The organism is Thalassospira sp. MIT121401 (genome assembly GCF_047125595.1).
GTDB lineage: Bacteria > Pseudomonadota > Alphaproteobacteria > Rhodospirillales > Thalassospiraceae > Thalassospira > Thalassospira povalilytica.
Genome location: NZ_CP138926.1, coordinates 1,796,510 through 1,819,308, shown reverse-complemented (window position 1 = coordinate 1,819,308; position 22,799 = coordinate 1,796,510). Strand labels below are relative to the sequence as shown.

Here is a 22,799-nt window from a genome sequence, read left to right as displayed (position 1 = left end):
ATCAGGCTTCCGTCCCGAACAAACCGCTTGGACGCAGGAACAGAACCAGCGCCATCACGATATAAATCAACATGGATGCAAGTGCCGACCCGATTGCCGTCGCACTTGACGGATCAAGGAAGGTGGCAAAGGCATGCGGCAACAGGAAACGCCCCATCGTGTCGGTAAACCCGACCAGAAGCGATCCGACCAGCGCGCCTTTGATCGAACCGATACCGCCAATAACAATGACGACAAAGGCCAGAATAAGCACGGGTTCACCCATGCCGACCTGAACCGACTGGGTCGTGCCGACAAAGGCACCGGCAAGCCCGGCCAACGCCGCGCCAAGCGCAAAGACAACCGTATAAAGACGGTCGATATTGACCCCGAGTGCGGCGATCATGCCACGATCGGCCTCACCCGCGCGGATGCGCACCCCAAGACGGGTCTTGCCAATCAAAAGGAACAGGCCGACCGCAACCAGAAGCCCGGCAATAATGATCGCCAGACGGAAAATCGGATATTCAAGCGCGCCGGGCAGAACGACCGTACCGGTCAGGATATCGGGGACGCTGAGGAAAAGCGGGAAGGAACCGAAAAGCCAGCGGGTCCCTTCGGAAAAAACCAAAATAAGGGCAAAAGTCGCCAACACCTGATCAAGATGATCACGGTTATACAAGCGGCGAATAATCAATATTTCAACCAGAACACCGGCAAGTGCAGCGGCCATCAGACTTGCAACAAGACCAAGCCAGAATGAGCCGGTCCAGGCCGCAACAGCAGCACAGGCAAACGCACCAACCATATAGAGCGAGCCGTGGGCAAGGTTAATCAGCCCCATTACACCGAAAACCAGCGTCAGCCCCGATGCCATCAAAAACAGCATCAGACCGGACTGAAGGCTGTTTAACAGCTGCTCCAGAAAAAGAGAGAACATTATTGGAAACTCCGTCACAAGGTGGTCGGGGACCGGTCATTGACCGTGACCGGCCCCCACCGTCTTGTCAGCTCGTCATTACATCGAGCATTCCGACGCATAGGCGTCAGAGTGGTCTTTAAGGGCGACACCAACGATCTTGTTGGTCAGAACGTCACCTTCCTTCACGACTTCACGAACATAGATGTCCTGAATCGGGTGCTGGTTCGGGCCAAAGATGAAGTTGCCACGCACCGAATTGAAATCGGCAGAACGCAGGGCATCACGGAACGCTTCCTTATCGGAAATGCTTGCCTTGCCCATTGCTGAGAGCAGCAGGTTTGCCGTGTCAAAGCCATAGGATGCATAAAGCGACGGCAGACGACCATATTCGGCCTGGAAGGTTTCAACGAATGCCGCATTCGTCGGGTTGTCGATGTCTTTCGACCAGTTCGAGGTGTTTTTCACACCAAGTGCTGCGTCACCAACAGCGCCGAGAATGCCCTGATCCATCGAGAATGCCGGGCCGATCAGCGGAATATCAACACCGGACTGGGCGTACTGTTTCATGAACGCGATGCCCATGCCGCCCGGAAGGAAGAAGAAGACGCTGTCTGCACCCGATGCACGGATCTGTGCGATTTCGGCGGCATAGTCGGTCTGGCCAAGCTTGGTGTAAACTTCTTCGGCGATATCACCCATGAAGAAGCGTTTGAAACCAGCCAGGGAGTCCTTACCGGCCGGATAGTTCGGCGCAAGAATAAAGGCCTTCTGATAACCGGCACTTGATGCATAGCCACCGGCTGCTTCATGCAGGTTGTCGTTCTGATAGGAAACGCTGAAATAGTTTTTGTTGCAGCCTTTGCCGGCAAGCTGCGACGGGGCAGCGTTGACCGACAGATAGATTTTGTCCTGTGCAACTGCGGACGGTACAACCGCCATGGCCAGGTTCGACCAGATGATACCAGTCAGAACATCAACCTTTTCCTGCTGGATCATTTTGTCAGCCAGCTGAACTGCAACGTCCGGTTTGCGCTGATCGTCTTCGATCACGACCTGCAGGTCCGGATTGTTTGCCTGTTTGACAGCCAGCATAAAGCCGTCACGTGCATCGATCCCCAGACCGGCACCGCCACCCGAAAGCGTCGTGATCATGCCGACCTTGACCGGATCAGCGTGCGCCGCCCCGGCTGCAAGCAAAGCAGCAACTGCTGCGATGGTTGTCTTGATACCCTTCATTAAAGCCTCCGTGTTAATACGATTTTTCATTTAGCAACACGTTGATCCCACGACATTTATGTCTTTTTGCGTCGTGGTTTTCGTGAACCTGATGCCTGCCCCTGATCTTGCAGTATTTGCATCGGGTCCGTCCATCCTCAAAGCGTGGTTCGCACCCGCCAGAGTTCCGGAAACAGTTCTACTTCCAGCATTTTCTTAAGATAACTGACACCACCGGTTCCGCCGGTCCCGCGTTTGAAACCAATAACGCGTTCGACCGTGGTCACATGGTTAAAGCGCCAGCGACGGAAGTAATCTTCGAAATCGACCAGCTTTTCAGCCAGTTCATAAAGCGACCAGTGCTTTGCCGGGTCGCTGTAAACCTTGTGCCAGGCGGCAATCACCGCATCATCTGGCGTGTAGGGGGCCGAAACATCGCGGTTCAGAATATGATCGGGAATATCAATCCCCTCGCCCGCGACAAGATTAAGCGCCTCGTCATACAGGCTTGGCGTTGCCAGTTCGGCCTTGAGCATTTCCATGATGTCTTCGCGATGTGCATGGGGGCGCAACATCGCGTGATTGCGATTGCCCAGCATGAATTCGATCTGACGATACTGATAGGACTGGAACCCAGATGACGGGCCAAGCGCATCACGGAATGTCGTATAGTCACTTGGCGTCATGGTGCGCAAAACGTCCCATGCGTTATTGAGCTGTTCGAAAATCCGCGACACACGGGCCAGCATTTTAAAGGCCGGGCGCAAATCGCCACCCCGAATGGCCTTGCGCGCAGCCGCAATTTCACGGATCGCAAGTTTCATCCAAAGTTCGGATGTCTGGTGCTGAATGATGAACAGCAATTCGTCATGGGCATCCGATTGCGGGTGCTGGGCGGTCAGGATCGCATCAAGAGACAGATAATCCCCATAGGACATCTGATCGGAGAAATCCGTACGGGCACCTTCGGTGCCGGGATCATAGGGGGTGGTCGGTTTTGCCATGATCAGGTCACCGCATTGCGTTTGTGAAACTCCGGCTTGTCCCAAGCCCTGGTTTCCATGATTTCAGCAAGGATTTTGACCGCACCATCAACATCGGCATTGTCGATATAAAGCGGGGTAAAGCCAAAACGGATCACATCAGGGGCACGGAAATCACCAATCACCCCGCGTGCGATCAATGCCTGCATCACCGCATAGCCCTGATCAAACCTGAACGAGACCTGTGATCCACGGTTTGCGGCATCACGCGGACTTGCAAGTTCCAGCATCGGGCAGCTTGCCTCGACCCCCGCGATGAATTGTTCACAAAGTTCGATGCTGCGTGCACGGATATCGGCCATTTCAACGCCGTCCCATGCCTTCATTGCTTCTTCCAGAACCGTCATCTGGATCACCGGCGGGGTGCCAACCCGCATGCGCGACACATCGGGTGCCGGGGTGTAATCCGGGTCAAAGGCAAAGGGGGCCGCATGACCAAGCCAGCCCGACAGTGCCGGGCGGGCAACCTTGGCATGATCGGGACGGACATAGATAAAGGCCGGCGCACCGGGACCACCATTGAGATATTTATAGGTACATCCCACTGCGAAATCGGCATTGCACCCGGTCAGATCCACCGGCACCGCACCAGCCGAATGGGCAAGGTCCCAGATCACCAGGGCACCCGCGGCATGCGCCAGTTCGGTGATGCGTTTCATGTCATGCATGCGGCCCGTGCGATAATCCACCTGGGTCAGCATCAGCACAGCCAGATCTTCGTTGATCAGGCTTTCGACATCTTCGGGATTTGGGGTTTTAAGAACATGCCCCTTATCCAGACTTTTGATCAGGCCATCAGCCATATAAAGATCGGTCGGGAAGTTGCCGTTATCTGAAACAACAACCTTGCGATCCGCGCGCATTTCAAGCGCACTTGCCAAGGCCTGATAGACCTTGATCGACAGGGTATCGCCCATCACGACCGTACCGGGTGCCGCCCCGATCAAACGTGCGACAAGATTGCCGACACGTTCGGGTTGCTCCATCCATTTGGCTTCGTTCCAGCCACGGATAAGCATTTCCCCCCATTCATCCTCGATCATCGCTTTGGCGCGGTTTGCAGCCGTTTTCGGCAGCACGCCAAGCGAATTCCCGTCAAGGTAAATCACACCTTCGGGGATATGGAACAGGGATTTGGTGGCGGCAAAGTCGGTCATGCAGACATTTCCTGTTTCAGTCTGAAGCGCTGGATTTTTCCAGTCGCGGTTTTTGGCAGTGTCTCGATAAAGACGACGGAGCGCGGATATTTGAACGGCGCGATCGTCGCTTTTACATGATCCTGAAGCAGTTTGGCCATCTCGGGTGTCGGGTGGAAACCGTCCGCCAGAACGATATGGGCCTGAACGATGGTGCCGCGTTCTTCATCGGGGGCACCGATCACGGCACATTCTGCCACGGCCGCGTGGGACAGAAGCGCCGCTTCGACTTCGGGACCGGCAATGTTATAGCCCGATGAAACGATCATATCGTCATTGCGCGCCGCGAAATGGTAATAGCCCTTTTCATCGACAAAGAACGCATCCCCGGTCAGGTTCCAGCCATCGCGGACATAGACGGCCTGACGAACATCATCCAGATAACGACAGCCCGTCGGACCACGCACGGCAAGACGCCCGACCGTGCCGACCGGCACTTCGTTCATGTCATGATCGACGATCTTGGCCTCATACCCGGAAACCGGACGCCCGGTGCAGGCCGGGTGGCTGTCGCCAAAACGGTTGGAAATAAAGATATGGAGCATCTCGGTCGCACCAATGCCATCAAGCATCGGTTTACCCGTTTTGGCCATCCATGCCTCATAGACCGGGGCCGGAAGCGTTTCACCAGCCGAAACAGCCGCACGCAAGGATGAAAGATCCGCCCCGTCATCCATCGCCGAAAGCATCACCCGATAGGCAGTCGGGGCGGTAAAGCAAACCGTCGCCTTATAGGTTTCGATGATTTCGATCATGTTGGGCGGGGATGCCTTTTCAAGCAGTGTCGCCGTTGCACCGAAACGCAGCGGGAAGATCGCAAGTCCGCCCAGACCAAAGGTAAAGGCAAGCGGCGGCGATCCGACAAACACATCATCGGGCGTCACATTGAGCACTTCCTTGGCATAGCCATCCGCAATGATCAGAAGATCACGGTGGAAATGCATGGTGGCCTTGGGGCTGCCGGTGGTGCCCGACGTAAAGCCAAGCAATGCCACATCGTCACGCCCGGTTTTAACCGCCTCGAACTTGACCGATTTGGTCAGGGCAATGCGATCCAGTTCGGCATCATGATTGGCCGTACCATCAAACCCGATGACCTTTTTAAGGAACTTGCTGTCCTTGGCACAGGCCACCAGTTCATCCATCAGACGCGTATCACAAAGCGCAAATTCAATTTCGGCCTTATCGACAATCTGGCCCAATTCGCCGGCACGCAGCATCGGCATTGTATTGACCACAACCGCGCCGGCCTTGGTCGCCGCCAGCCAGCACGCCACCATCGCCGGGTTGTTGGCCGAACGGATCAGAATGCGGTTGCCGGGCTTGACGCCGTAATCTTCGACCAGCGCATGGGCAATGCGGTTGGTCCAGTCTGCCAGTTCCTTATAGGTACGCTGGCGACCATTGCCGATCAGGGCGGTGTTATCCCCAAAACCCTGTTCGACCATTTTATCGGTCAGCTCAACACCGGCATTCAGATATTCGGGATAGTCGAACCCATCCAGATTGATTTCCGGCCATTCATTGAGCGGCGGGAGCTTGTCCCGGGTGAAGCTATCGGTATGTGCGGTTGGTCCGAGCATTGTGAAGTCCCTGATACAGCCATTATTGCGCCAGCGTTTGCCGTGCGATGATTATTTTCTGGACGTCGGATGCGCCTTCATAAATGCGAAGGGCGCGAATTTCCCGGTAAAGCGATTCAACGATGTGGCCACTGCGCACACCATCACCGCCATGAATTTGCACCGCCTTGTCTATGACGGTTTGTGCATGATCGGTGGAATAAAGTTTGGCCATCGCCGCTTCGCGGCTGACCCGGGCGGCACCGCTGTCTTTCAGCCACGCGGCCCGGTAAACCAGAAGTGCCGACGCATCGATATCAAGCGCCATGTCCGCGACATGTCCCTGCACCATCTGAAGATCAAATAACGGTGCGCCAAACAGTTCGCGTTCCTGAACCCGCGTGATGGTTTCATCAAGGGCACGGCGCGCAAAGCCAAGCGCCGCCGCCGCCACGGTCGAACGGAAAACATCAAGCACCGACATGGCGATCTTGAAACCATCCCCGCCCTTGCCGATCAGGCTTGATGCCGGAATACGGCAATCGGTGAATTTCAGGCGCGCAAGCGGATGCGGGGCAATGGTGTGCAGACGTTCGGCAATTTCAAACCCGGGAATACCGGCCGGGATCACAAAGGCCGAAAGCCCCTTTGCCCCGGGTGCTTCGCCGGTGCGCGCAAAGACGCAGTAGAAATCGGCAATGCCCCCATTGGAAATCCAGGTTTTCTCGCCATTCAGAACAAAGTCATCGCCATCGCGCCGGGCATCCAGGGCGATATTGGCAACGTCTGATCCCGACTTTGGTTCTGTCAGGGCAAAGGCAGCGATCCCCTTGCCGGAACGTACTTTTGGAAGCCACTCCCTCTGATGGGCTTCCGTTCCAAACAAGGAGATCGCGCCACTCCCCAAGCCCTGCATTGCAAATGCGAAATCGGCCAGACCGTCATAGCGTGCCAGTGTCTCGCGGATCAGGCACAGCGATCTGACATCAAGCTTTGAATTGGGATCAGTGTCATCAATCGCGGTATGGCGAAGCCATTCGCCCCCGGCAAGACGCCCCACAAGATCCCGACACGCGGCATCGACATCACCATGATCAATGCCATCAAGGTTGGCCGATGCCCATGCGTCAAGACGCGTCGCCAGTTCACGGTGGCGATCTTCGAAAAACGGCCAGTCAAGGTAGGATGTATCAGCCATCAATTGCCCTCAAACACCGGTTTTTCCTTGGCGACAAAGGCCTTGTAGGCGCGGTTGAAATCTTCGGTCTGCATGCAGATCGCTTGCGCCTGTGCTTCGGCCTCGATGGCCTGTTCAATCGACATGTTCCATTCCTGGGCCAGCATGGTTTTGGTCATCATGTGACCGAAATTCGGGCCCTGGGAAATACGGGTGGCAAGGGCGATGGCTTCTGCTTCGAGAACATCGGCCTCGACCAGACGGTTATAGAACCCCCACCGTTCGCCTTCTTCGGCCGACATGGAACGACCGGTATAAAGAAGTTCGGCGGCACGGCCCTGGCCGATGATGCGTGGCAGGATCGCACATGCGCCCATATCGCATCCGGCAAGACCGACCCGGGTAAACAGGAAGGCCGTTTTGGAGGCGGCCGTTGCCAGACGCAGGTCGGATGCCATGGCAATGATTGCCCCCGCACCCACACAAACGCCATCCACAGCCGCAATCACCGGCTTGCCACAGCCAATGATCGCCTTGACCAGATCACCGGTCATGCGGGTGAATTCCAGAAGGCCCTTCATGTCCTTTTTGATCAGCGGACCGATAATGTCATGCACATCCCCGCCAGAGCAGAAATTACCACCGTTTGATCCGAACACCACGGCCTTGACGTCATCGGCATAGACCAGATCGCGGAACGTATCGCGAAGCTCGGCATAGCTTTCAAAGGTCAGCGGGTTTTTACGATCCGGCCGATCCAGTGAAATGACGGCAACGTCGCCTTCCATACGCCAATTGAAATGGGTCGGTGTGATGTTGGCCATCCTAGTCATGGTGGGGCGCCTCGTTATGGTGGGAGATGGTGCGAAGAATACGAATAAGGGCATCGGCATCCGATGACGACAGATCGGAAAACAGATCGGAAACCCAGCTTTCATGAACCAGTGCGCGTTCGGCGAAATCCTTTTCGCCTGCCTCGGTCAGACGCACGATGGATGCGCGGCGGTCATTTTCGACCGGCAGGCGGACCACCAGTCCCTCTGCCACAAGCCGGTCCACGATGCCGGTGACATTGCCGTTCGAAACCATCAGCGATTTTGAAAGTTCGCTCATGCGCATGCCATCGCGTTCGCGATAAAGGGCGGCCAGCACATCAAACCGCGGCAAGGTCGATCCGAACTCGACCCGCATTTTTTCGCGCAGTTCGCCTTCGATCTTGCGCGACACTTTCAGGATTTGCAGCCAGGCCCGCAGGCGCGCCTTGGAGATATCAGACGTTTCGTTTCCGCCCGGTCCGGTGGCATTTTCGGATTTGTTCATATTCATGCTTCTCCTCCCGACACGGAAATGGTCTGGCCGGTGATCGACCCCGCATTCGGGCTGCACAGCCACATCACGGTTTCAGCAACCTCGTCTGGTTGAATGAACCGGTTCTGCGGATTGATTTTGGCAAGGCTTGCGCGGGCCTGATCACGGGTCATGCCGGTTTTCGCAACGATGTTTGCCACCGACTTTTCAAGCATCGGTGTTTCCATAAAGCCCGGGCAAACCGCATTGACGGTGATCGGGCTGCTGGCAAGTTCAACGGCCATCCCCTTGATCAGGCCGACAACGCCATGCTTTGCCGCACAATAGGCCGTGACATAGGCATAACCTTTTAGCCCCGCGGTCGAGGCAATCGAAATCAGTCGCCCCGGCTTGGCCTTGTCCATCACGGCAAGCCCTTCGCGGAAGGTCAGAAACGTTCCGGTCAGATTGACATCAATGGTGCGCTTCCAAAGATCGACCGACATTTTGCCGACCGGGGCACTTTCGGCCATGCCGGCATTGGCAATCACTAGATCGGGCGCCCCCATGGTTTCGACCATGGTGGTGAACATGTCACGCACAGATGTTTCATCGGTAACGTCTGCTGCGATCGCCATGATGTTGTCATGCTGGGCGACCTCGGCCAGAACATCGGTCCGGCGACCTGAAACGGCAACCTTGACCCCGGCATCGGCCAGCATCCGGGCCATAACCGCCCCGACACCTGAACCGCCCCCGGTTATCAATGCACGCTGAATGGCAAGATCACCCATCACGAATTACACCTTTCCGGTCATGACATCGGCCCGCTCAGAAAGACGCCACATCTGATCACGCCCGGCATAATAGGGGGCCGGCCAGTTTTCGGTGCGGTTGCCAAGCTGGGCTGCCTGATGCAGCGTCCAGTACGGATCGGCCAGATGCGGACGGGCCAGACAGACAAGATCCGCACGCCCCGCCATCAGGATCGAATTGACGTGATCGGGTTCGTAAATATTGCCAACCGCCATGGTCGCCATTTTGGCTTCGTTGCGGATACGATCAGAAAACGGTGTTTGGAACATGCGGCCATAAACCGGGCGCGCATCCTTTGTCGTCTGACCGGCAGAAACGTCACAGATATCAACATCGTTGGCCCGGAGAATGCGGGCAATCTCAACCGCTTCTTCGGGTGTTACCCCGGCATCCCCGACCCAGTCATTGGCCGAAATACGGACCGACATCGGCTTGTTGGCAGGCCAGGCTGCACGCACGGCATTGATGACTTCAAGCGGGTAACGCATCCGGTTTTCAAGCGATCCGCCATATTCATCATCGCGCGTATTGCTGACCGGGCTGATGAAGGATGACAGAAGATACCCGTGCGCGGCATGGACTTCGATCATGTCAAATCCGGCGCGGTCGGCCATTTCGGCTCCGGCGACGAACTGGTCACGGACCATATCCATATCTTCGCGCGTCATGGCCTTGGGAACCGCATTGCGATCAGACCAGGCAATGGCGGATGCCGACAAAAGCGGCCAGTTGCCGTCTTTTAACGGCGCATCCATTTCTTCCCAACCCAGCTGGGTTGATCCCTTGCGTCCCGAATGACCGATCTGCATGCAGATTTTCGCATCTGTTTCGCCATGCACGAAATCGGTGATCCGTTTCCAGGCCGCTTCATGGGCATCATCATAGACACCCGGGCAGCCCGGCGTGATCCGGCCATCGGCCGAGACACAGGTCATTTCGGTATAAACCAGCCCCGCACCGCCCTTGGCACGTTCGGCATAATGGATCAGATGCCAGTCGGTCGGGCAACCATCAACGGCCTTGTATTGCGCCATCGGGGAAACAACGATCCGGTTTTTCAGTTCCATATCGCGCAGTTTGAACGGCACAAACATGGGATGACGGACCGGTTCGGATGCCGGTAATCCTGCCTTGCGCTGGAACCAGCTTTCAGCACTTTCCAGCCATTTGGCATCGCGCATGCGCAGGTTTTCGTGGCTGATACGTTGTGATCTGGTCAAAAGAGAATAGGTGAACTGGACCGGATCGAAATCAAAGTAACGTTCGATCTCTTCGAACCATTCCATCGAGTTGCGCGCAGCTGACTGCAAACGCAGCACCTCAAGACGACGTTCGTCCTCATACTTGCCAAAGGCCGATTTCAGATCAGGCTCGGAATGCAGGTAATTGGCCAGCGCAATCGCACTTTCAAGCGCAAGCTTGGTTCCCGATCCAATCGAAAAATGCGCGGTCGCCGCGGCATCGCCCATCAGGACAATATTTTCATGCGACCAGCTTTTGCACAGAACGCGCGGGAAACTCAGCCAGGCCGAACCACGAATATGATGGGCATTGCTGATCAGGGCATGACCACCAAGATGATCCTTGAAAATCGCCTCGCAGGTCGCAATCGACTCTTCCTTGGACATCTCGCCAAAGCCGTATGCGTCCCAGGTTTCCTGCGAGCATTCGACAATGAAGGTCGCGGTTTCATCATCGAACTGATAGGCGTGCGCCCAGACCCAGCCCTTGTCGGTTTGTTCGAAGATGAAGGTAAAGGCATCGTCGAACTTCTGATGCGTACCCAGCCAGACAAATTTGCATTTGCGGGTATCAATATCGGGCTGGAACTGATCGGCAAACTCGCTGCGGGTTTTCGAATTCAACCCGTCGCTGGCAACCACAAGATCAAATTCTTTGGCATAGCTTGCCGCACTTTCGGCCTCGGTCTCGAACCGCAATTCAACACCAAGCTCACGCGCACGTTGCTGAAGCAGGATCAGAAGCTTTTTGCGGCCAATACCGCAGAAACCATGACCGGTCGACACGGTTTTCTCGCCGCGATACTGAACCGCAACATCATCCCAATAGGAAAAGTTGGCACGAATGGCCTCGGCACTTTTGGCATCATTTTCAGCCAAGTTATCCAGCGTCTCGTCAGACAGCACCACGCCCCAGCCGAATGTGTCATCGGGCTTGTTGCGTTCAATCACCACCACCTCATTGGCGGGATCGCGCAATTTCATCGAGATTGCAAAATAAAGTCCCGCAGGACCGCCACCCAGACAAGCTACTCTCACCAGCTTTTCCCTTCCTGATTTGTTTGGTTGTTTCGGGAAACTGATAAAACGGTACGCCTCGTTCTGTTTTATTTCAAGCACAAATATTTTAAGTTTGAAATATCTGTGAAGTTGCCTAGAATTTGTCCTATAAACAGAATGCGCAAGCCCGCCTTTGACCGCGGGACCGAACCGCCACCACATCGAATATCAGGGAAGAAGTCACATGATTACCGACTGGGATGATGCTTATGCCAATGGCGACCATATTGCCGATGCCGGATCCTTTCCGGGCATGTGGGCTGAACAATCCTCCCGGTTCCGCGATGCCCTGATTGCCGGTGGCCGGGCCGAACTTGATGTTCCCTATGGTTCTGCTGATCGCGAAAAATACGATCTGTTCCTGCCTGTCGGCGCACCAAAGGGCCTGGTCGTTTTCGTTCATGGCGGCTATTGGAAGGCCTTTGACAAATCAAGCTGGTCGCATCTTGCCAATGGCGCGGTCGCCAGGGGTTGGGCTGTTTGCCTGCCAAGCTATACGCTCGCACCAGATGCCCGCCTGTCCCAGATCACCCGACAGGTTGCCGCGGCAATCAATCATGTTGCGGGCCGCATATCCGGTCCCATTCACCTGACCGGGCATTCGGCGGGCGGCCATCTTGTCAGCCGGATGGTTTCAAACACCTCGCCCTTGGCCCCCGGTGTTCTGGCACGGATTGAAAACACGGTGTCAATTTCCGGCCTGCATGATTTGCGACCGCTTATGAACACGTCAATGAATGATGTCCTGGGCCTTGATGAAGAAGAAGCGGCAACCGAAAGTGCAGCCCTTCTCAAACCAGCCCTGCCCTGCTCGATCACCTGCTGGGTTGGTGCCGATGAACGTCCGGAATTTGTCCGCCAGAATGATTTGCTTGCCAATATCTGGACCGGGCTTGGCGCATCGACCCGTTCGGTCCATGCCCCGGACAAGCATCATTTCGATGTCATTGCCGATCTTGCCGATCCCGAATCTGATCTGACGGCCTGCCTTTTGACACCGATCAGCGGGGAGGATGACTGATATGACCACCGTCACCCTGACCCGTGAAGACCATATCGGCATCATCACAATCAACAATCCGCCGATCAACGCCACCAGCCATCCGGTGCGGGTCGGCATCGTTGATGCCCTTGATCAAATCGATCATGATCCGGCCATCCGGATCGCGATCCTGATCTGTGGCGGCAAAACCTTTATCGCCGGGGCCGATGTGACGGAATTTGGTCAACCGCCCAAAGACCCGATCCTTCCCGATGTGATCAAACGGCTCGAAGAAGCAACCAAACCGGTTATTGCCGCCATTCACGGTCATGCCCTTGGCGGCGGGCTTGAAGTCGCGCTGGGATGTCATTACCGGATTGCAGATAAATCAGCCAAGCTTGGCCTTCCGGAAGTCAATCTTGGCCTGATCCCCGGTGCGGGCGGGACGGTTCGTCTGCCCCGTCAGGTCCCTGTGACTGAGGCCATCAACATCATCACGTCCGGCAAACCTGTTTCAAGCACCAAGGCCAACGAAATTGGTCTGATCGATGCGATTTGCCACGGCGCGCTGCTTGATGCCGCCAAGGACTTTGCCCAGACGATCCTTGATCACGATATGCCGGTCGCCCTTGTTGATCGTGCACCGGTCGATGTGCCCGACAGTGCTGCATGGGACGACATCATCGCATCCGCCCGCAAAAAAGCCCGCGGCCAGATTGCACCGCTTGCGGCCATTGACGTCCTGCGTACCGGCCTTGAAAAGGGCGCCAAAGACGGTCTTGCCTATGAACGTCAAACTTTTGTCGAACTGCGCGACAGCGATCAGTCAAAGGCGCTTCGTCACATCTTCTTTGCCGAACGTTCGGTTGGCAAATTGCCCGAGCTTTCCGGTGTCGATCCCGCACCCATTACCGATGTCGGCGTGATTGGCGGCGGCATCATGGGGGCGGGCATTGCAACCGCATCCTTGCTTGCGGGCTTTAAGGTCACGATCATTGAACGCAATGAAGATGCCTGTGCGAATGGCCGCAACACGGTCGAAAAGCATCTTTCAGGAAGCCTCAAGCGCGGATTGATCACCCAGGATCGCTTTGATCAGTTGATGGCAGCCCTTTCAACCAGTACGGACTATGCCGCCCTGGCTTCGGCCGATCTGGTGGTTGAGGCCGTCTTTGAAGATATGGGCGTTAAGCATGATGTGTTTGGCAAACTGTCCCTTCATTGCAAACCCGATGCGGTTTTGGCATCCAACACGTCCTATCTTGACATCAACGAGATCGCGGCAAAATGCGTTAATCCGGGGCGCGTGATCGGGCTTCATTTCTTCTCGCCTGCCCATATCATGAAGCTACTGGAAATCGTCCGAACCAAGCAGGCCGACGCGAAAAGCCTTGCGACCGCCTTTGCCTTTGGCCGTTCTCTTGGCAAAATTGCTGTTCCATGCAGCGTCTGTGACGGCTTTATTGGCAATCGCATCATGTCGGCCTATCGCAAGCATTGCGAATATATGCTCGAAGACGGTGCTCTTCCCCACCAGATCGATGCTGCCATGGTCGAATTCGGCTTCCCGATGGGCCTTTTTGCCATGCAGGATATGGCCGGTCTCGAAATTTCCTGGGCCACGCGCAAACGCCTTGCCCCCTTCCGTGATCCGGCAGAACGCTATGTCGCACTGGGTGATTACCTGTGCGAAATGGGGCGTTTTGGCAAAAAGAACGGCCTTGGATGGTATCGCTATGACGAAAACGGCAAAGCCCAGCCGGACCCGGAAGTCGATGCGCTGGTCATTGCCGAGTCAGAAAAGAAGGGCATCACACGCCGCGACTTTTCCCATGATGAAATCATCGACACCATCCTCGCGGCCATGCGCAATGAAGGCGACAAGATCCTGAGCGAAGGCATCGCCAACAGCCCGGATGCCATCGACGTTGTGATGGTCAATGGCTATGGCTTCCCGAGACATAAGGGCGGGCCGATGTATTTGACGCGCTCTGACAAGTAGGGATTGCGGCGACGGCAACGGGATTTGGTTCTGACTGCTCTTGTCTCTTGCCTTCGCAAAGAACCTGCAAACAGGTATCGGATAGATTTGAGGAAGGGGCGATAGCGCAGTCTGCGCGCGACCTGTCGGTCGTGCTCAACCTTCAGACTAAAAACGTGCCACTGGCACGTTTTCTTGACGTCTTCAGCCTTCAAGTTATGAGCACAGGCTCGTAACGCAGGAAGATCGAAGGTTCTAATTCTGACCCAAGACTAAAACGACAAAACCCCGCCGATGGCGGGGTTTGTTGTTTTGGTTGCGGGGGCATACCTGTTTGCCCAATTCTTTTCCCCGAGAAACATCAGATTTTGGTGCACTCGGTAGAGAATTGAGACCATACATTTCCGATCCTTGTCAAGTCGTTAACGGCATGATGGGGGTCCTACAATGCCAGCCGAATGGGGTCAGGCGAAGATCGAAATCCTTGCTTTGCGAGATGAAATTCTCGGCAAGCTTGAGCAAGGCATTCTGGTCAGAACAATCTACGAAGAACTGAGCGCATCGGGACGTATCACAATGTCTCGCAGGTCATTCTATGACCGCGTTAAACGACTGCGTACTGAAGCCTCGAAGTCCACACGCAATACCTCTGCGCAATCCACTGGGCGCACCAGCAAACCAATCCAGAACTACCTCACTGAGAAGTCGAAGCCAGCCACAAGCAATTTGCTCCCAAGCCTCAAGGCCGAAGAGCAAGAAGAGCTTGATCGCTTGTGGGAAGGGTCCTCGGACAACACGGAGGAAACTCCGTGAACTCCTGGAAATCAGATTACCTCACTCTTCACACCCGCCTGCGGCAAGCCCGCGAGAGCAAACACCTCACCCAAGCTGGTGCAGGTGAATGTATCGGCGTGTGCGAACGCACCTATCGAGACTTTGAGGCTGGCAGGACGGATCTGTCAGCAGCCCACATGTTCCGCCTCGCCACTGTGCTGGGCATCAAAATTATTATTTCAGATGGAGTTATCGCCGATGGCGTTGATTAATCTTACCCTTCAGGGCAAGGGCGGGGTCGGCAAGTCGTTTGTCGCAAGCCTTCTCGCGCAGCATTACCTCAAACGCGACACCCCGCTTCATTGCTATGATACCGATCCGGTCAACCAGACCTTTGCCGGATACAAGGCATTCCCCGTCGAAACCATTCGCCTGGGCGAACGTCCTGACGAGATCAACCCGCGCTATTTCGATGCCCTGATCGAACAGATCATGATCGGCCCGGAAGACGGGGTTGTGGTGATCGATAACGGGGCCAGCACCTTCCTGCCGCTGCTTGGCTATATGGTTGAAGCACAGGCCCTGCAAATGCTGGCCGATGCCGGTCATGAAGTCCGGCTTCATACGATCCTGACAGGTGGCCAGGCGCTTAATGATACCATGCAAGGGCTGCATCAGGTCTTGCAGAGCGTTCCCGATATTCCGGTCGTCGTCTGGCTCAATGAATATTTCGGGCGGATCGAACGCAAGAACGCATCTGGCGAAGTCGAGAGCTTCGAGCATTCCGGACTTTACAAGAAAAACAAGAACCGCATTCACGCGCTGGTCCGTTTACCCGAGGTTCGCAAAGAAACCTTTGGCCATGACATTGAACAGATGATGCGTGCCCGCCTGACCTTCGATGAAGCAGGCAGCCACGCAGACTTCCCCTTGATGTCGCGCCAGCGCCTGATGATGACCTGGCGTAGCATTGGGGCCTCCATGGAACAGGCGGTGCTGTAATGGCCAGCGTTCTTGATGAGGCTCCTCCGCCGCCCCTGACCATGGACAGCATCGAAGAGCTGCGCACCCATTTGTGGAAAGTTCATCAGGTCACCGTCGAGGACGGTGACCCGGTGCTCATGATCTACACCATCCACAAGGTCGTGCTCGACGAGCATCGCCGCCTGATCGATCAGCATAACCGCACCCTGTCCGGGATCATCCAGGCACAGGCAGAAACCTTCACCAACGAAGTCACTGCCGCCATCGAGGACTTCAAGAATGAAGCCCTGACTGATGCCGTGCGGGAACGTCTGTCTGCCATGCAGGAAGCCGCCCGCCTTGCTGATATGGCGCAGGACCGCTTTCGCAAGATGGTCAAGCTGATCTCCATCCTCACCGCTCTCAATCTGGTCGCCGTCGTCTTCACGCTGGGCGTCCTCACCGTTTTGACGATTTGACGACAAGGAAAACAGAACATGGATAAACGCAACCTTCTCAAAATCGCTGTCATCGCTGGCCTTGCCACATTGGCCATGACCGAACCCGCTTTTGCGCAAGACACTACAGGTGGCAACTGGTGGGATCCGGTTGTCTCCTTCCTCGAACTTCTGGCCGAAGGCTTTGGCAAGATCTTCGCCATCGCGCTTGGTCTTGGTTTGGTCGTCTATGGTGGTTGGGGAGCCTTCACAGGCAGGCTCGATCCACAACGCGGCATCATGATGGTGATTGGTGGCATCCTGGTCACTGCAGGACCGGCCATTGCTTCGGGTCTTCTGGGGGTTCTCAAATGAAAGCCGCCAGTGCTGTTCTCATTCAGGTCCAGCGCCAGATGACGCTGATCGGTCTACCGATCTCGCTTTTGCTTGTTGCCGGTCTCGTTGGCGTTCTGGGTTTTGTCCTGCCCGTCGTGTTCGATTTTCCTGCCCTGGTTATTCCAGGCGGGATCGTGGGCTTTGTCGGCGCATGGATCTATCTCGTCAAACATCAGCGGATCAATCCGAACTATGACCGCGATCTGCTGGTGACCCCAATGTTTTGGGGCAGCCGTAAGGGTGAGCGCCTCCTGACCACGGGAGGTCGCAAATGATTTGGGCCGATGTAATCACCACTGGTCTTGTGACCGGTATGGCGGGCGGCCTGGTCGTTCCGGCGGGTCGTCGCCTTTTGCTTGGGGATATTGAGCAAGACTGGCTGCAGGACGAGTTGGAACTCGACGGGATTGATCCGGTCGATGGTGTCACCGTGCGTGGCAAAGACGGGTCGCTGTCGCGTATCTGGCACCTGCAAGGGACCAGCTATGACGCCCGTATCGAGAGCGAGCAACAAACCTTGTTGCTTGGTCGCCAATCTCTTTTGCAAGAGCTTGGCAAACGGTCCGTCACTGTTCGGTTGTTCTCAGTCAAACGCCAGCGCGAGATTGCCGCTCATGCAAAGTGGCCCAATAGCGTGCTTGATGAGATCGGCACCGCAGAAGCAAGACAATATAAATCAAGCTACTTCATCGACTGGTATCTGATGGCAACGGCTCAGACCATGCAGCCCCTGCTGGATGCCGAAGAGAAAATCCCGGCCATTCTGTCGGAATACCGCCCGGAGTTGCTTGCCCGTTCTAACGACGATCAACCCTGTCTGCTGACCGGGTTTCTCAACGGATTGGTCAGCGGCGATTATCGCCGTGACCTTCCGGCAACCAGTCACAACTTGTCTGCAAACCTTCCCGCATCTGACCTTCATTGCGACAAGGTGACCGGCAACATCACCACACATGTTCCGGCCCGACAATTCCAAAAGGTCATTACCGTCACACTCTGGCCGGAAACAGTCTCCGGCCACCTGATCGGCGAGATCCTCGCCCTGCAGGGTGATATCGAGATCTGCCAAATCTGCGATCCTTGGGGCAGCGACCAAGCGGTGCTGGTCAACAAACGCCGCATGGCAGGTGAATCAAACTCATGGTTTGGCAATCCAGCAGCAGCGGCGGAAGTCTCAACCCTGCTCGACCTTTTAGCCGAAGGGAAAACGGCCCTTTTCGCCACCCAGTTTCAGATCATTCCCCGTGCCGAAACCGAGGAAAAACTCAACAGCCTTATCCGCGAGATCACAGAGATCCTTGGCAATAAACGGATCGGGTATGCCGTGCAAACCAAGGGGGCACCTGTCTGCTGGTTTAACCGCTTGCCTGTCGTTTCCAAACGCAAGATCAGACTGCCAGGCAGTCAGTTTATGGCCCCGCTGGATCTGCGTGATCAGAACATCGCCGCCCTTTGGGCTTTGCCGCATTCTGCAACCGGCATGTTGGCCAGCCAGTTCGGCCCAGCACCGGTGCGCTGGTTTAAAACACCAACCGGGCAGTCCTATGCGTTCCAGTTTCAGGTGGTCAACAAACCTTTCTCGCTCGGCAACTTTCTGGTCTTTGCGCCCTCCGGGGTCGGTAAATCAACCCTGATCATGCATCTGATGGGTGGCCTTGCGAAATTTGAGAATGTGCGGTCCTACATCTTTGATTCCAAGGAAGGCACACGCTTCATGGTCGAAGCCATGGGCGGTCTTTATCAAGCCTATGATGGACTATCGCTCAATCCGTTGGATGTTGGGGACGATAGCCCAAAGAACCGTGAACGTGTCTACGCGATCCTCAAGTCACTTGCCGGAATAGATCTCGAAGACGGTGACATCGATGCGCTCAATCATGCCGTCGATCTGGCGTTCCAGATTGAACCACCACACCGCACATTGAATGCCATCTATCCCTTTGCCTTTGCTCGTCGCTCTGCCCTTCGTCGCGCCTTCGCGCAATGGGTGACGGACGACAAGGGCAATACAGGTCTTCGTAGCCACATTTTCAACGCCCCGCATGACAGCCTCGGCGGCCTTCTGAACCAGTCGCACATGGTTGGCATCAACATGAACGAGGCACTGGCCGATCCGGCTCTCGGCGGGCCGGTGGTTGGTCATATTTCTGAGGCGATCAGTAAATCGGTTGCCGGACGTAATGGTGGCTTTGTCATCTTCATTGATGAAGCGGCCAAGCTGCTGTCCAACCCCGGCTTCCGCGATCTTGGTGCCGAGATGTATCGCGAATACCGCAAGCTTGGCGGTGCGGTTGGCATGGCGTTTCAGGATCCGGCAGGTCTGGGCAAAACCGGGGCCGCTGAAGCGATCATCGAGAACACCGCCACCATGATCTTCTTCCCGAACTCCAAGGTCACGGAAGAAAGCCTCAAACCGTTCAATCTCAATGAAGAGCAAAAGCTGTTTGTCCAGGGCCGCACGCGATCACGCAAGAAGAATGATCGGCGGGTTCTGATCATCAAGCGCGACGAGGCCAGCGGCTTTGAGGAAAGCGCCATTCTGGATGTCGATCTGACACCGCTTGGCGATGCTGCACGGTTTTACCGTTCCGGGCCGGATGCCAATAACGATCTGGCCACCATTCAACGCAAATGGGGGGACGCATGGCCAAGCCATCTGTAAGCAACTGCGATCACCCGAACATGATCAAACAATCCCTTTTAATGATGGCTGTAACCAGCCTCGTTGGCGCTGTCGGCCTGATTGCGATGATGCATTGGCCGCTCGCTACCAGTGTCGTCTTGATCGTCTTGCTATTCCTTCTTCTCGCAGGAGGTCGATCATGAACAGGCGTCTTCGTTCAGTTGCTCTGGCCTTCGGGATTGTTCTAGCAACCCCGGCCATTGCCTATGCGACCTATCCGGTGATCGATGTGTCTGCCATTGCGAAGTTGGGTGAACAGCTCAGCAAGATGCAAAAGCAGATTGATCAGCTCAAACAGCATACTGAATGGCTGACCAAACTGAGCGCTCAAGCCCAGGGCACGATTGATGCTATCGGGGCCATGGGACAGATCACCCTGCCCGTGCTGAACATGCAGAAGCTCACCAACCGGATCATGCGCGACATTCAATGTCTGACGCCAGATCTGTCTGGTCTGATGCCAGGCATGAATCTCGATGATCTCGACTTCTTTAGCATCTGCGAGGGTCGCAGCATCTATCGCAAGTCGCTTTGGTTTGATCCGAACGATCCTTCGACCTGGACCTTCCCGGAAGGCAGCGAGTTTGCTGGCAGCAACAATGGCTCCGGTTCCGGCAGCGGTGTCTGGTCCAATCCGGATCACCCGGTCAACAAAGCCAAATGGCAGGCACAACAACAAGCCCGTGCCATGGTCGAAGCCAGACGTGAAGAACTGGCCAAAGACGCAGTTACAACAGGCTTGGCTCAGAGCGATCTGACCGTTCAAAGCGCAGAAGAAATTCAGCAGGCAATCGAAGAGCTCGAAGCTGGCACCAACGGTGCGGCGGATATGAAGCGCCTTCTGATGGCAATTGCCAAATGGATGGCGATGTCAAACCGCCAGCAGGTTCAACAACAGCAACTCATGGCGCAGCTGGTCAAGATCCAGTCGACCATGTTGCTGCAATACCTGCCGCCCCAGCAGCGCGAAGATGCGGAGGCTGCAGAATGATCGGCTTAGTTTCCGCCTCTGGTGATGAACGCATTGTGGTTCTTGATATCAGCTTCGGTACGCCAGTCAGGCATGTCATTGCAGCCACCGGTGAAGATGTTGCGCCTCTTAACATAGGTGCAGTTCCAGCCAGTAAGCTGGTTCCATGGCTGCGCCTTCGCACCTGGTGGCAGGATCGAACGGTAGGCATCTTTCCAAACGTCGTAAACCAGACGCAGGTCATGACCGCGTTGGATCAAGTCACCCTGCGGGTGATTGGCAAGCTTCTGCAAAACCTCATCGCGAGCACCTGCGATCAGGTCTTTATTTGCTTCATAGACCGGCATCACCAGATCCCACTCTTCAAGCGCAGCTGGGCGATCAAACTTAGCCCAAAGCGACACAGCATATTCCCAATCCAAATAGTCCCCTTTGTTCAGCGCCACACCGAGAGAACTCGCCTGCGCTGCGCCAATCAAAAGGAAAAACGTCATGGATGAAACAGTGACGAATGATCTGATGTGCCTGACATGCGACGTGGTGACGGAGTATGTCGATCTGGCAAACAGTTTCACCCAGAATCTGAGCACTGTGCTGCTCGACCCAATGTGGTTCATCTATCTCTCCGTCGTTGGTCTATGGATCGTCATTCATGGCGGCAAGATGATCATGGGAAAGGGCGATCTAATTGGATTCGCTCATGAATTCGCATTCATCATTATAGCTGGTCTGCTGCTCGGCGGGCAAGGGCCCACTCTCGTAAATTCCATCTATCAGATGGCTTTATCAACGATGGGTAGTGCTGCTGGCGTTGTTCTGTCTGCCGGTATGGAAGGTGGCATTACAGCCGCCACGATCCCGAGTGAAGCCTCCTCACTGGGCGGCATGGCACAACTCGTTTACGTCGCCGAGCGTGGCTTACTCGTTGTCTTGCGCATCGCCTTTGAAATCTGGTCGTCCATCTCGCTCGGCAATCTGATGGCTGGGGTCTACGGCGTGCTGCTCGCCCTGCCCTACATCATCCTGATCATTGTTTATTTCAGCCAGGTTGTTGTCAGCATCTTCCGCGTGATGATGTTCTCAGCCCTCTCTCCGATCCTGATGCTTGCCGTCGGCTTTGGTTGGGGACGCGGCATGGCGATCACGGGAGTTCGAACCGTCTTTGCCGCCTTCATGGTGCTGTTTGGATCAACTCTGGCACTTGCTCTGTGTCTCTATGGCGCAGCCTCCCTTGATATCCAGAACACCGAAAACGTTCGCGAGATCACATCAATCGACAATCCCGGCCTTTGGGTTGCCATCGTTCTTGGCTGGATGGGTACAGCCTTTATGGCCGAGGCCACCGGCATGGCCAACTCGATTGCCGGATCCCAGCTGACCAATCAGGCCGCCGCCGTCATTACCGCTGGCATGACCGCAACCGGTCTGTCCCTCGTCAATGCCGCCAAGAAATACGCACCGGGCGGTGCTTCTGCCGCCCTTGATGCTGTTCTCTTGGGTGCGGGAGCCGCCCGCAATCCGGTTGGAGCGGCAGGAGCTGCCAAAGACAGTCTCGTTGCGGCCAAGAATGCCGTCATGGAGCGCCTCAAGACACCGACCTTTGATCGGGGAGGCAAGCCATGAAGCGTCTCAAGAAATTCCTGCGTGATGTCTTTTTGATCATCGCCGTTTTTCCTCTCGTTGCGCTCTGGCTGCTGGTTCTGACCGGCATGTTTTCGCCAGAAAGCCTGATCGTCTTTGTCATGGCCCTTCGCGAAGTTGATGCAGACCAGTTGGCCGGTCTGACGCGCAGTGCCGTTCATATCTGGATCGCGCTTTCCATCATCCTTGCCCTTGCCAAGCTTGTTCTTGGTTTAGGCGCGTCATCCTCCCCGACCGCCACCAATCAGAAAGGATCGCAGCCATGCGCCTGATCCCCAAACATTTCGCCCCCATTCTTTGCCTTACCGTTTTCCTGTCCGGCTGTGTCTCCGTTTCAAAAGACCGCGAGATCCCCAAAGACGGAACCGGAACCGATGAAATGAAACTCAGCCCCTGTGTCTGCGATCCGGTTGAGTTCAATGGCGAGGGTTTCTCATGGCTTGGCTAGGACGCATCGGCAAACGCGATAACGGGC

Annotated in this window: 24 protein-coding genes; 13 read left to right on the top strand and 11 right to left on the bottom strand. The window is 55.6% G+C overall.

Going from position 1 to position 22,799, the window contains the following annotated elements:
• Position 1 precedes the first annotated feature (1 nt).
• The 10 genes from SIB88_RS08200 to SIB88_RS08155 all read right to left on the bottom strand — a co-directional run bounded on the left by SIB88_RS08200 (position 2) and on the right by SIB88_RS08155 (position 11,476).
• The gene (locus tag SIB88_RS08200; RefSeq protein ID WP_412557832.1) at positions 2-919 is read right to left on the bottom strand and encodes a branched-chain amino acid ABC transporter permease; all 918 of its coding nucleotides are present in this window, start codon (positions 917-919) and stop codon (positions 2-4) included.
• A 78-nt stretch (positions 920-997) separates the two neighbouring features.
• Positions 998-2,137: an ABC transporter substrate-binding protein gene (locus SIB88_RS08195; protein WP_068518463.1), complete on the bottom strand. Its 1,140-nt coding sequence runs from the start codon at positions 2,135-2,137 to the stop codon at positions 998-1,000.
• A gap of 137 nt (positions 2,138-2,274) precedes the next feature.
• Positions 2,275-3,120, bottom strand: coding sequence for a tryptophan 2,3-dioxygenase (gene kynA / locus SIB88_RS08190; protein WP_412557831.1), 846 nt, complete (start codon positions 3,118-3,120; stop codon positions 2,275-2,277).
• A 2-nt stretch (positions 3,121-3,122) separates the two neighbouring features.
• Complete coding sequence (gene kynU / locus SIB88_RS08185; protein WP_412557830.1) at positions 3,123-4,316, bottom strand: kynureninase; 1,194 nt, start codon at positions 4,314-4,316, stop codon at positions 3,123-3,125.
• On the bottom strand, positions 4,313-5,938 hold the full coding sequence (locus SIB88_RS08180; RefSeq protein WP_068518466.1) for an AMP-binding protein: 1,626 nt from the start codon (positions 5,936-5,938) through the stop codon (positions 4,313-4,315). Before SIB88_RS08180 ends, kynU begins: the two co-directional genes overlap by 4 nt.
• A gap of 22 nt (positions 5,939-5,960) precedes the next feature.
• Positions 5,961-7,115 (bottom strand): acyl-CoA dehydrogenase family protein, encoded by a 1,155-nt coding sequence (locus SIB88_RS08175; RefSeq protein WP_412557829.1) that lies wholly within the window; start codon positions 7,113-7,115, stop codon positions 5,961-5,963.
• Entirely contained in the window at positions 7,115-7,927 is an 813-nt protein-coding gene (locus SIB88_RS08170; protein WP_068518468.1) for an enoyl-CoA hydratase family protein, read from the bottom strand. The genes SIB88_RS08175 and SIB88_RS08170 overlap by 1 nt, the downstream gene beginning before the upstream one ends.
• Positions 7,920-8,420 (bottom strand): MarR family winged helix-turn-helix transcriptional regulator, encoded by a 501-nt coding sequence (locus tag SIB88_RS08165; RefSeq protein WP_068518469.1) that lies wholly within the window; start codon positions 8,418-8,420, stop codon positions 7,920-7,922. The genes SIB88_RS08170 and SIB88_RS08165 overlap by 8 nt, the downstream gene beginning before the upstream one ends.
• Entirely contained in the window at positions 8,417-9,175 is a 759-nt protein-coding gene (locus SIB88_RS08160; RefSeq protein ID WP_114113810.1) for an SDR family NAD(P)-dependent oxidoreductase, read from the bottom strand. The genes SIB88_RS08165 and SIB88_RS08160 overlap by 4 nt, the downstream gene beginning before the upstream one ends.
• Before the next feature lie 6 nt (positions 9,176-9,181).
• A complete protein-coding gene (locus tag SIB88_RS08155; RefSeq protein ID WP_412557828.1) occupies positions 9,182-11,476 on the bottom strand; it encodes a bifunctional salicylyl-CoA 5-hydroxylase/oxidoreductase in 2,295 nt (764 codons plus the stop codon).
• Positions 11,477-11,681: 205 nt separating this feature from the next.
• On the opposite strand from SIB88_RS08155, the gene SIB88_RS08150 reads away from it, so the two are divergent.
• The 10 genes from SIB88_RS08150 to SIB88_RS08105 all read left to right on the top strand — a co-directional run bounded on the left by SIB88_RS08150 (position 11,682) and on the right by SIB88_RS08105 (position 20,704).
• Positions 11,682-12,518, top strand: a complete 837-nt coding sequence (locus tag SIB88_RS08150; RefSeq protein ID WP_412557827.1) for an alpha/beta hydrolase — start codon at positions 11,682-11,684, stop codon at positions 12,516-12,518.
• A 1-nt stretch (position 12,519) separates the two neighbouring features.
• Positions 12,520-14,481: an FAD-dependent oxidoreductase gene (locus tag SIB88_RS08145; RefSeq protein WP_412557826.1), complete on the top strand. Its 1,962-nt coding sequence runs from the start codon at positions 12,520-12,522 to the stop codon at positions 14,479-14,481.
• Between the two features lie 426 nt (positions 14,482-14,907).
• Complete coding sequence (locus SIB88_RS08140) at positions 14,908-15,273, top strand: hypothetical protein (protein WP_068518710.1); 366 nt, start codon at positions 14,908-14,910, stop codon at positions 15,271-15,273.
• Entirely contained in the window at positions 15,270-15,506 is a 237-nt protein-coding gene (locus SIB88_RS08135) for a helix-turn-helix transcriptional regulator (protein WP_068518711.1), read from the top strand. Before SIB88_RS08140 ends, SIB88_RS08135 begins: the two co-directional genes overlap by 4 nt.
• Positions 15,493-16,236: a conjugal transfer protein TraL gene (locus tag SIB88_RS08130; RefSeq protein WP_068518712.1), complete on the top strand. Its 744-nt coding sequence runs from the start codon at positions 15,493-15,495 to the stop codon at positions 16,234-16,236. The genes SIB88_RS08135 and SIB88_RS08130 overlap by 14 nt, the downstream gene beginning before the upstream one ends.
• A complete protein-coding gene (locus SIB88_RS08125; protein WP_068518713.1) occupies positions 16,236-16,676 on the top strand; it encodes a hypothetical protein in 441 nt (146 codons plus the stop codon). Before SIB88_RS08130 ends, SIB88_RS08125 begins: the two co-directional genes overlap by 1 nt.
• Before the next feature lie 18 nt (positions 16,677-16,694).
• Positions 16,695-17,009 carry a TrbC/VirB2 family protein gene (locus SIB88_RS08120; protein WP_068518714.1) on the top strand — a complete coding sequence of 105 codons (315 nt, stop codon included), beginning with the start codon at positions 16,695-16,697 and terminating at the stop codon, positions 17,007-17,009.
• Complete coding sequence (locus tag SIB88_RS08115) at positions 17,006-17,305, top strand: hypothetical protein (RefSeq protein WP_068518715.1); 300 nt, start codon at positions 17,006-17,008, stop codon at positions 17,303-17,305. Before SIB88_RS08120 ends, SIB88_RS08115 begins: the two co-directional genes overlap by 4 nt.
• A complete protein-coding gene (locus tag SIB88_RS08110; protein WP_412557825.1) occupies positions 17,302-19,692 on the top strand; it encodes a VirB4 family type IV secretion system protein in 2,391 nt (796 codons plus the stop codon). Before SIB88_RS08115 ends, SIB88_RS08110 begins: the two co-directional genes overlap by 4 nt.
• Before the next feature lie 94 nt (positions 19,693-19,786).
• Positions 19,787-20,704, top strand: a complete 918-nt coding sequence (locus SIB88_RS08105; protein ID WP_412565940.1) for a hypothetical protein — start codon at positions 19,787-19,789, stop codon at positions 20,702-20,704.
• A 5-nt stretch (positions 20,705-20,709) separates the two neighbouring features.
• Here the strand turns inward: SIB88_RS08105 and SIB88_RS08100 are convergent, their stop codons facing one another.
• On the bottom strand, positions 20,710-21,177 hold the full coding sequence (locus tag SIB88_RS08100; protein ID WP_412557824.1) for a hypothetical protein: 468 nt from the start codon (positions 21,175-21,177) through the stop codon (positions 20,710-20,712).
• Here SIB88_RS08100 and SIB88_RS08095 point away from each other — a divergent pair.
• From SIB88_RS08095 to SIB88_RS08085, 3 genes are read left to right on the top strand one after another with little or no spacing between them, the layout of a single operon-like run.
• Positions 21,176-22,306: a hypothetical protein gene (locus SIB88_RS08095; RefSeq protein WP_412557823.1), complete on the top strand. Its 1,131-nt coding sequence runs from the start codon at positions 21,176-21,178 to the stop codon at positions 22,304-22,306. The two genes, SIB88_RS08100 and SIB88_RS08095, sit on opposite strands and share 2 nt — an antisense overlap.
• Positions 22,303-22,596: a hypothetical protein gene (locus tag SIB88_RS08090; protein ID WP_412557822.1), complete on the top strand. Its 294-nt coding sequence runs from the start codon at positions 22,303-22,305 to the stop codon at positions 22,594-22,596. Before SIB88_RS08095 ends, SIB88_RS08090 begins: the two co-directional genes overlap by 4 nt.
• Positions 22,587-22,772 (top strand): hypothetical protein, encoded by a 186-nt coding sequence (locus tag SIB88_RS08085; protein ID WP_412557821.1) that lies wholly within the window; start codon positions 22,587-22,589, stop codon positions 22,770-22,772. Before SIB88_RS08090 ends, SIB88_RS08085 begins: the two co-directional genes overlap by 10 nt.
• The last annotated feature ends 27 nt before the right edge of the window (positions 22,773-22,799 follow it).

Bases quoted from the DNA above. Each gene is read 5' to 3' on its own strand.
- SIB88_RS08200 (WP_412557832.1), bottom strand. From the start codon at position 919: ATGTTCTCTCTTTTTCTGGAGCAGCTGTTAAACAGCCTTCAGTCCGGT.
- SIB88_RS08195 (WP_068518463.1), bottom strand. From the start codon at position 2,137: ATGAAGGGTATCAAGACAACCATCGCAGCAGTTGCTGCTTTGCTTGCA.
- kynA (WP_412557831.1), bottom strand. From the start codon at position 3,120: ATGGCAAAACCGACCACCCCCTATGATCCCGGCACCGAAGGTGCCCGT.
- kynU (WP_412557830.1), bottom strand. From the start codon at position 4,316: ATGACCGACTTTGCCGCCACCAAATCCCTGTTCCATATCCCCGAAGGT.
- SIB88_RS08180 (WP_068518466.1), bottom strand. From the start codon at position 5,938: ATGCTCGGACCAACCGCACATACCGATAGCTTCACCCGGGACAAGCTC.
- SIB88_RS08175 (WP_412557829.1), bottom strand. From the start codon at position 7,115: ATGGCTGATACATCCTACCTTGACTGGCCGTTTTTCGAAGATCGCCAC.
- SIB88_RS08170 (WP_068518468.1), bottom strand. From the start codon at position 7,927: ATGACTAGGATGGCCAACATCACACCGACCCATTTCAATTGGCGTATG.
- SIB88_RS08165 (WP_068518469.1), bottom strand. From the start codon at position 8,420: ATGAATATGAACAAATCCGAAAATGCCACCGGACCGGGCGGAAACGAA.
- SIB88_RS08160 (WP_114113810.1), bottom strand. From the start codon at position 9,175: ATGGGTGATCTTGCCATTCAGCGTGCATTGATAACCGGGGGCGGTTCA.
- SIB88_RS08150 (WP_412557827.1), top strand. From the start codon at position 11,682: ATGATTACCGACTGGGATGATGCTTATGCCAATGGCGACCATATTGCC.
- SIB88_RS08145 (WP_412557826.1), top strand. From the start codon at position 12,520: ATGACCACCGTCACCCTGACCCGTGAAGACCATATCGGCATCATCACA.
- SIB88_RS08140 (WP_068518710.1), top strand. From the start codon at position 14,908: ATGCCAGCCGAATGGGGTCAGGCGAAGATCGAAATCCTTGCTTTGCGA.
- SIB88_RS08130 (WP_068518712.1), top strand. From the start codon at position 15,493: ATGGCGTTGATTAATCTTACCCTTCAGGGCAAGGGCGGGGTCGGCAAG.
- SIB88_RS08125 (WP_068518713.1), top strand. From the start codon at position 16,236: ATGGCCAGCGTTCTTGATGAGGCTCCTCCGCCGCCCCTGACCATGGAC.
- SIB88_RS08120 (WP_068518714.1), top strand. From the start codon at position 16,695: ATGGATAAACGCAACCTTCTCAAAATCGCTGTCATCGCTGGCCTTGCC.
- SIB88_RS08115 (WP_068518715.1), top strand. From the start codon at position 17,006: ATGAAAGCCGCCAGTGCTGTTCTCATTCAGGTCCAGCGCCAGATGACG.
- SIB88_RS08110 (WP_412557825.1), top strand. From the start codon at position 17,302: ATGATTTGGGCCGATGTAATCACCACTGGTCTTGTGACCGGTATGGCG.
- SIB88_RS08095 (WP_412557823.1), top strand. From the start codon at position 21,176: ATGGATGAAACAGTGACGAATGATCTGATGTGCCTGACATGCGACGTG.
- SIB88_RS08100 (WP_412557824.1), bottom strand. From the start codon at position 21,177: ATGACGTTTTTCCTTTTGATTGGCGCAGCGCAGGCGAGTTCTCTCGGT.
- SIB88_RS08090 (WP_412557822.1), top strand. From the start codon at position 22,303: ATGAAGCGTCTCAAGAAATTCCTGCGTGATGTCTTTTTGATCATCGCC.
- SIB88_RS08085 (WP_412557821.1), top strand. From the start codon at position 22,587: ATGCGCCTGATCCCCAAACATTTCGCCCCCATTCTTTGCCTTACCGTT.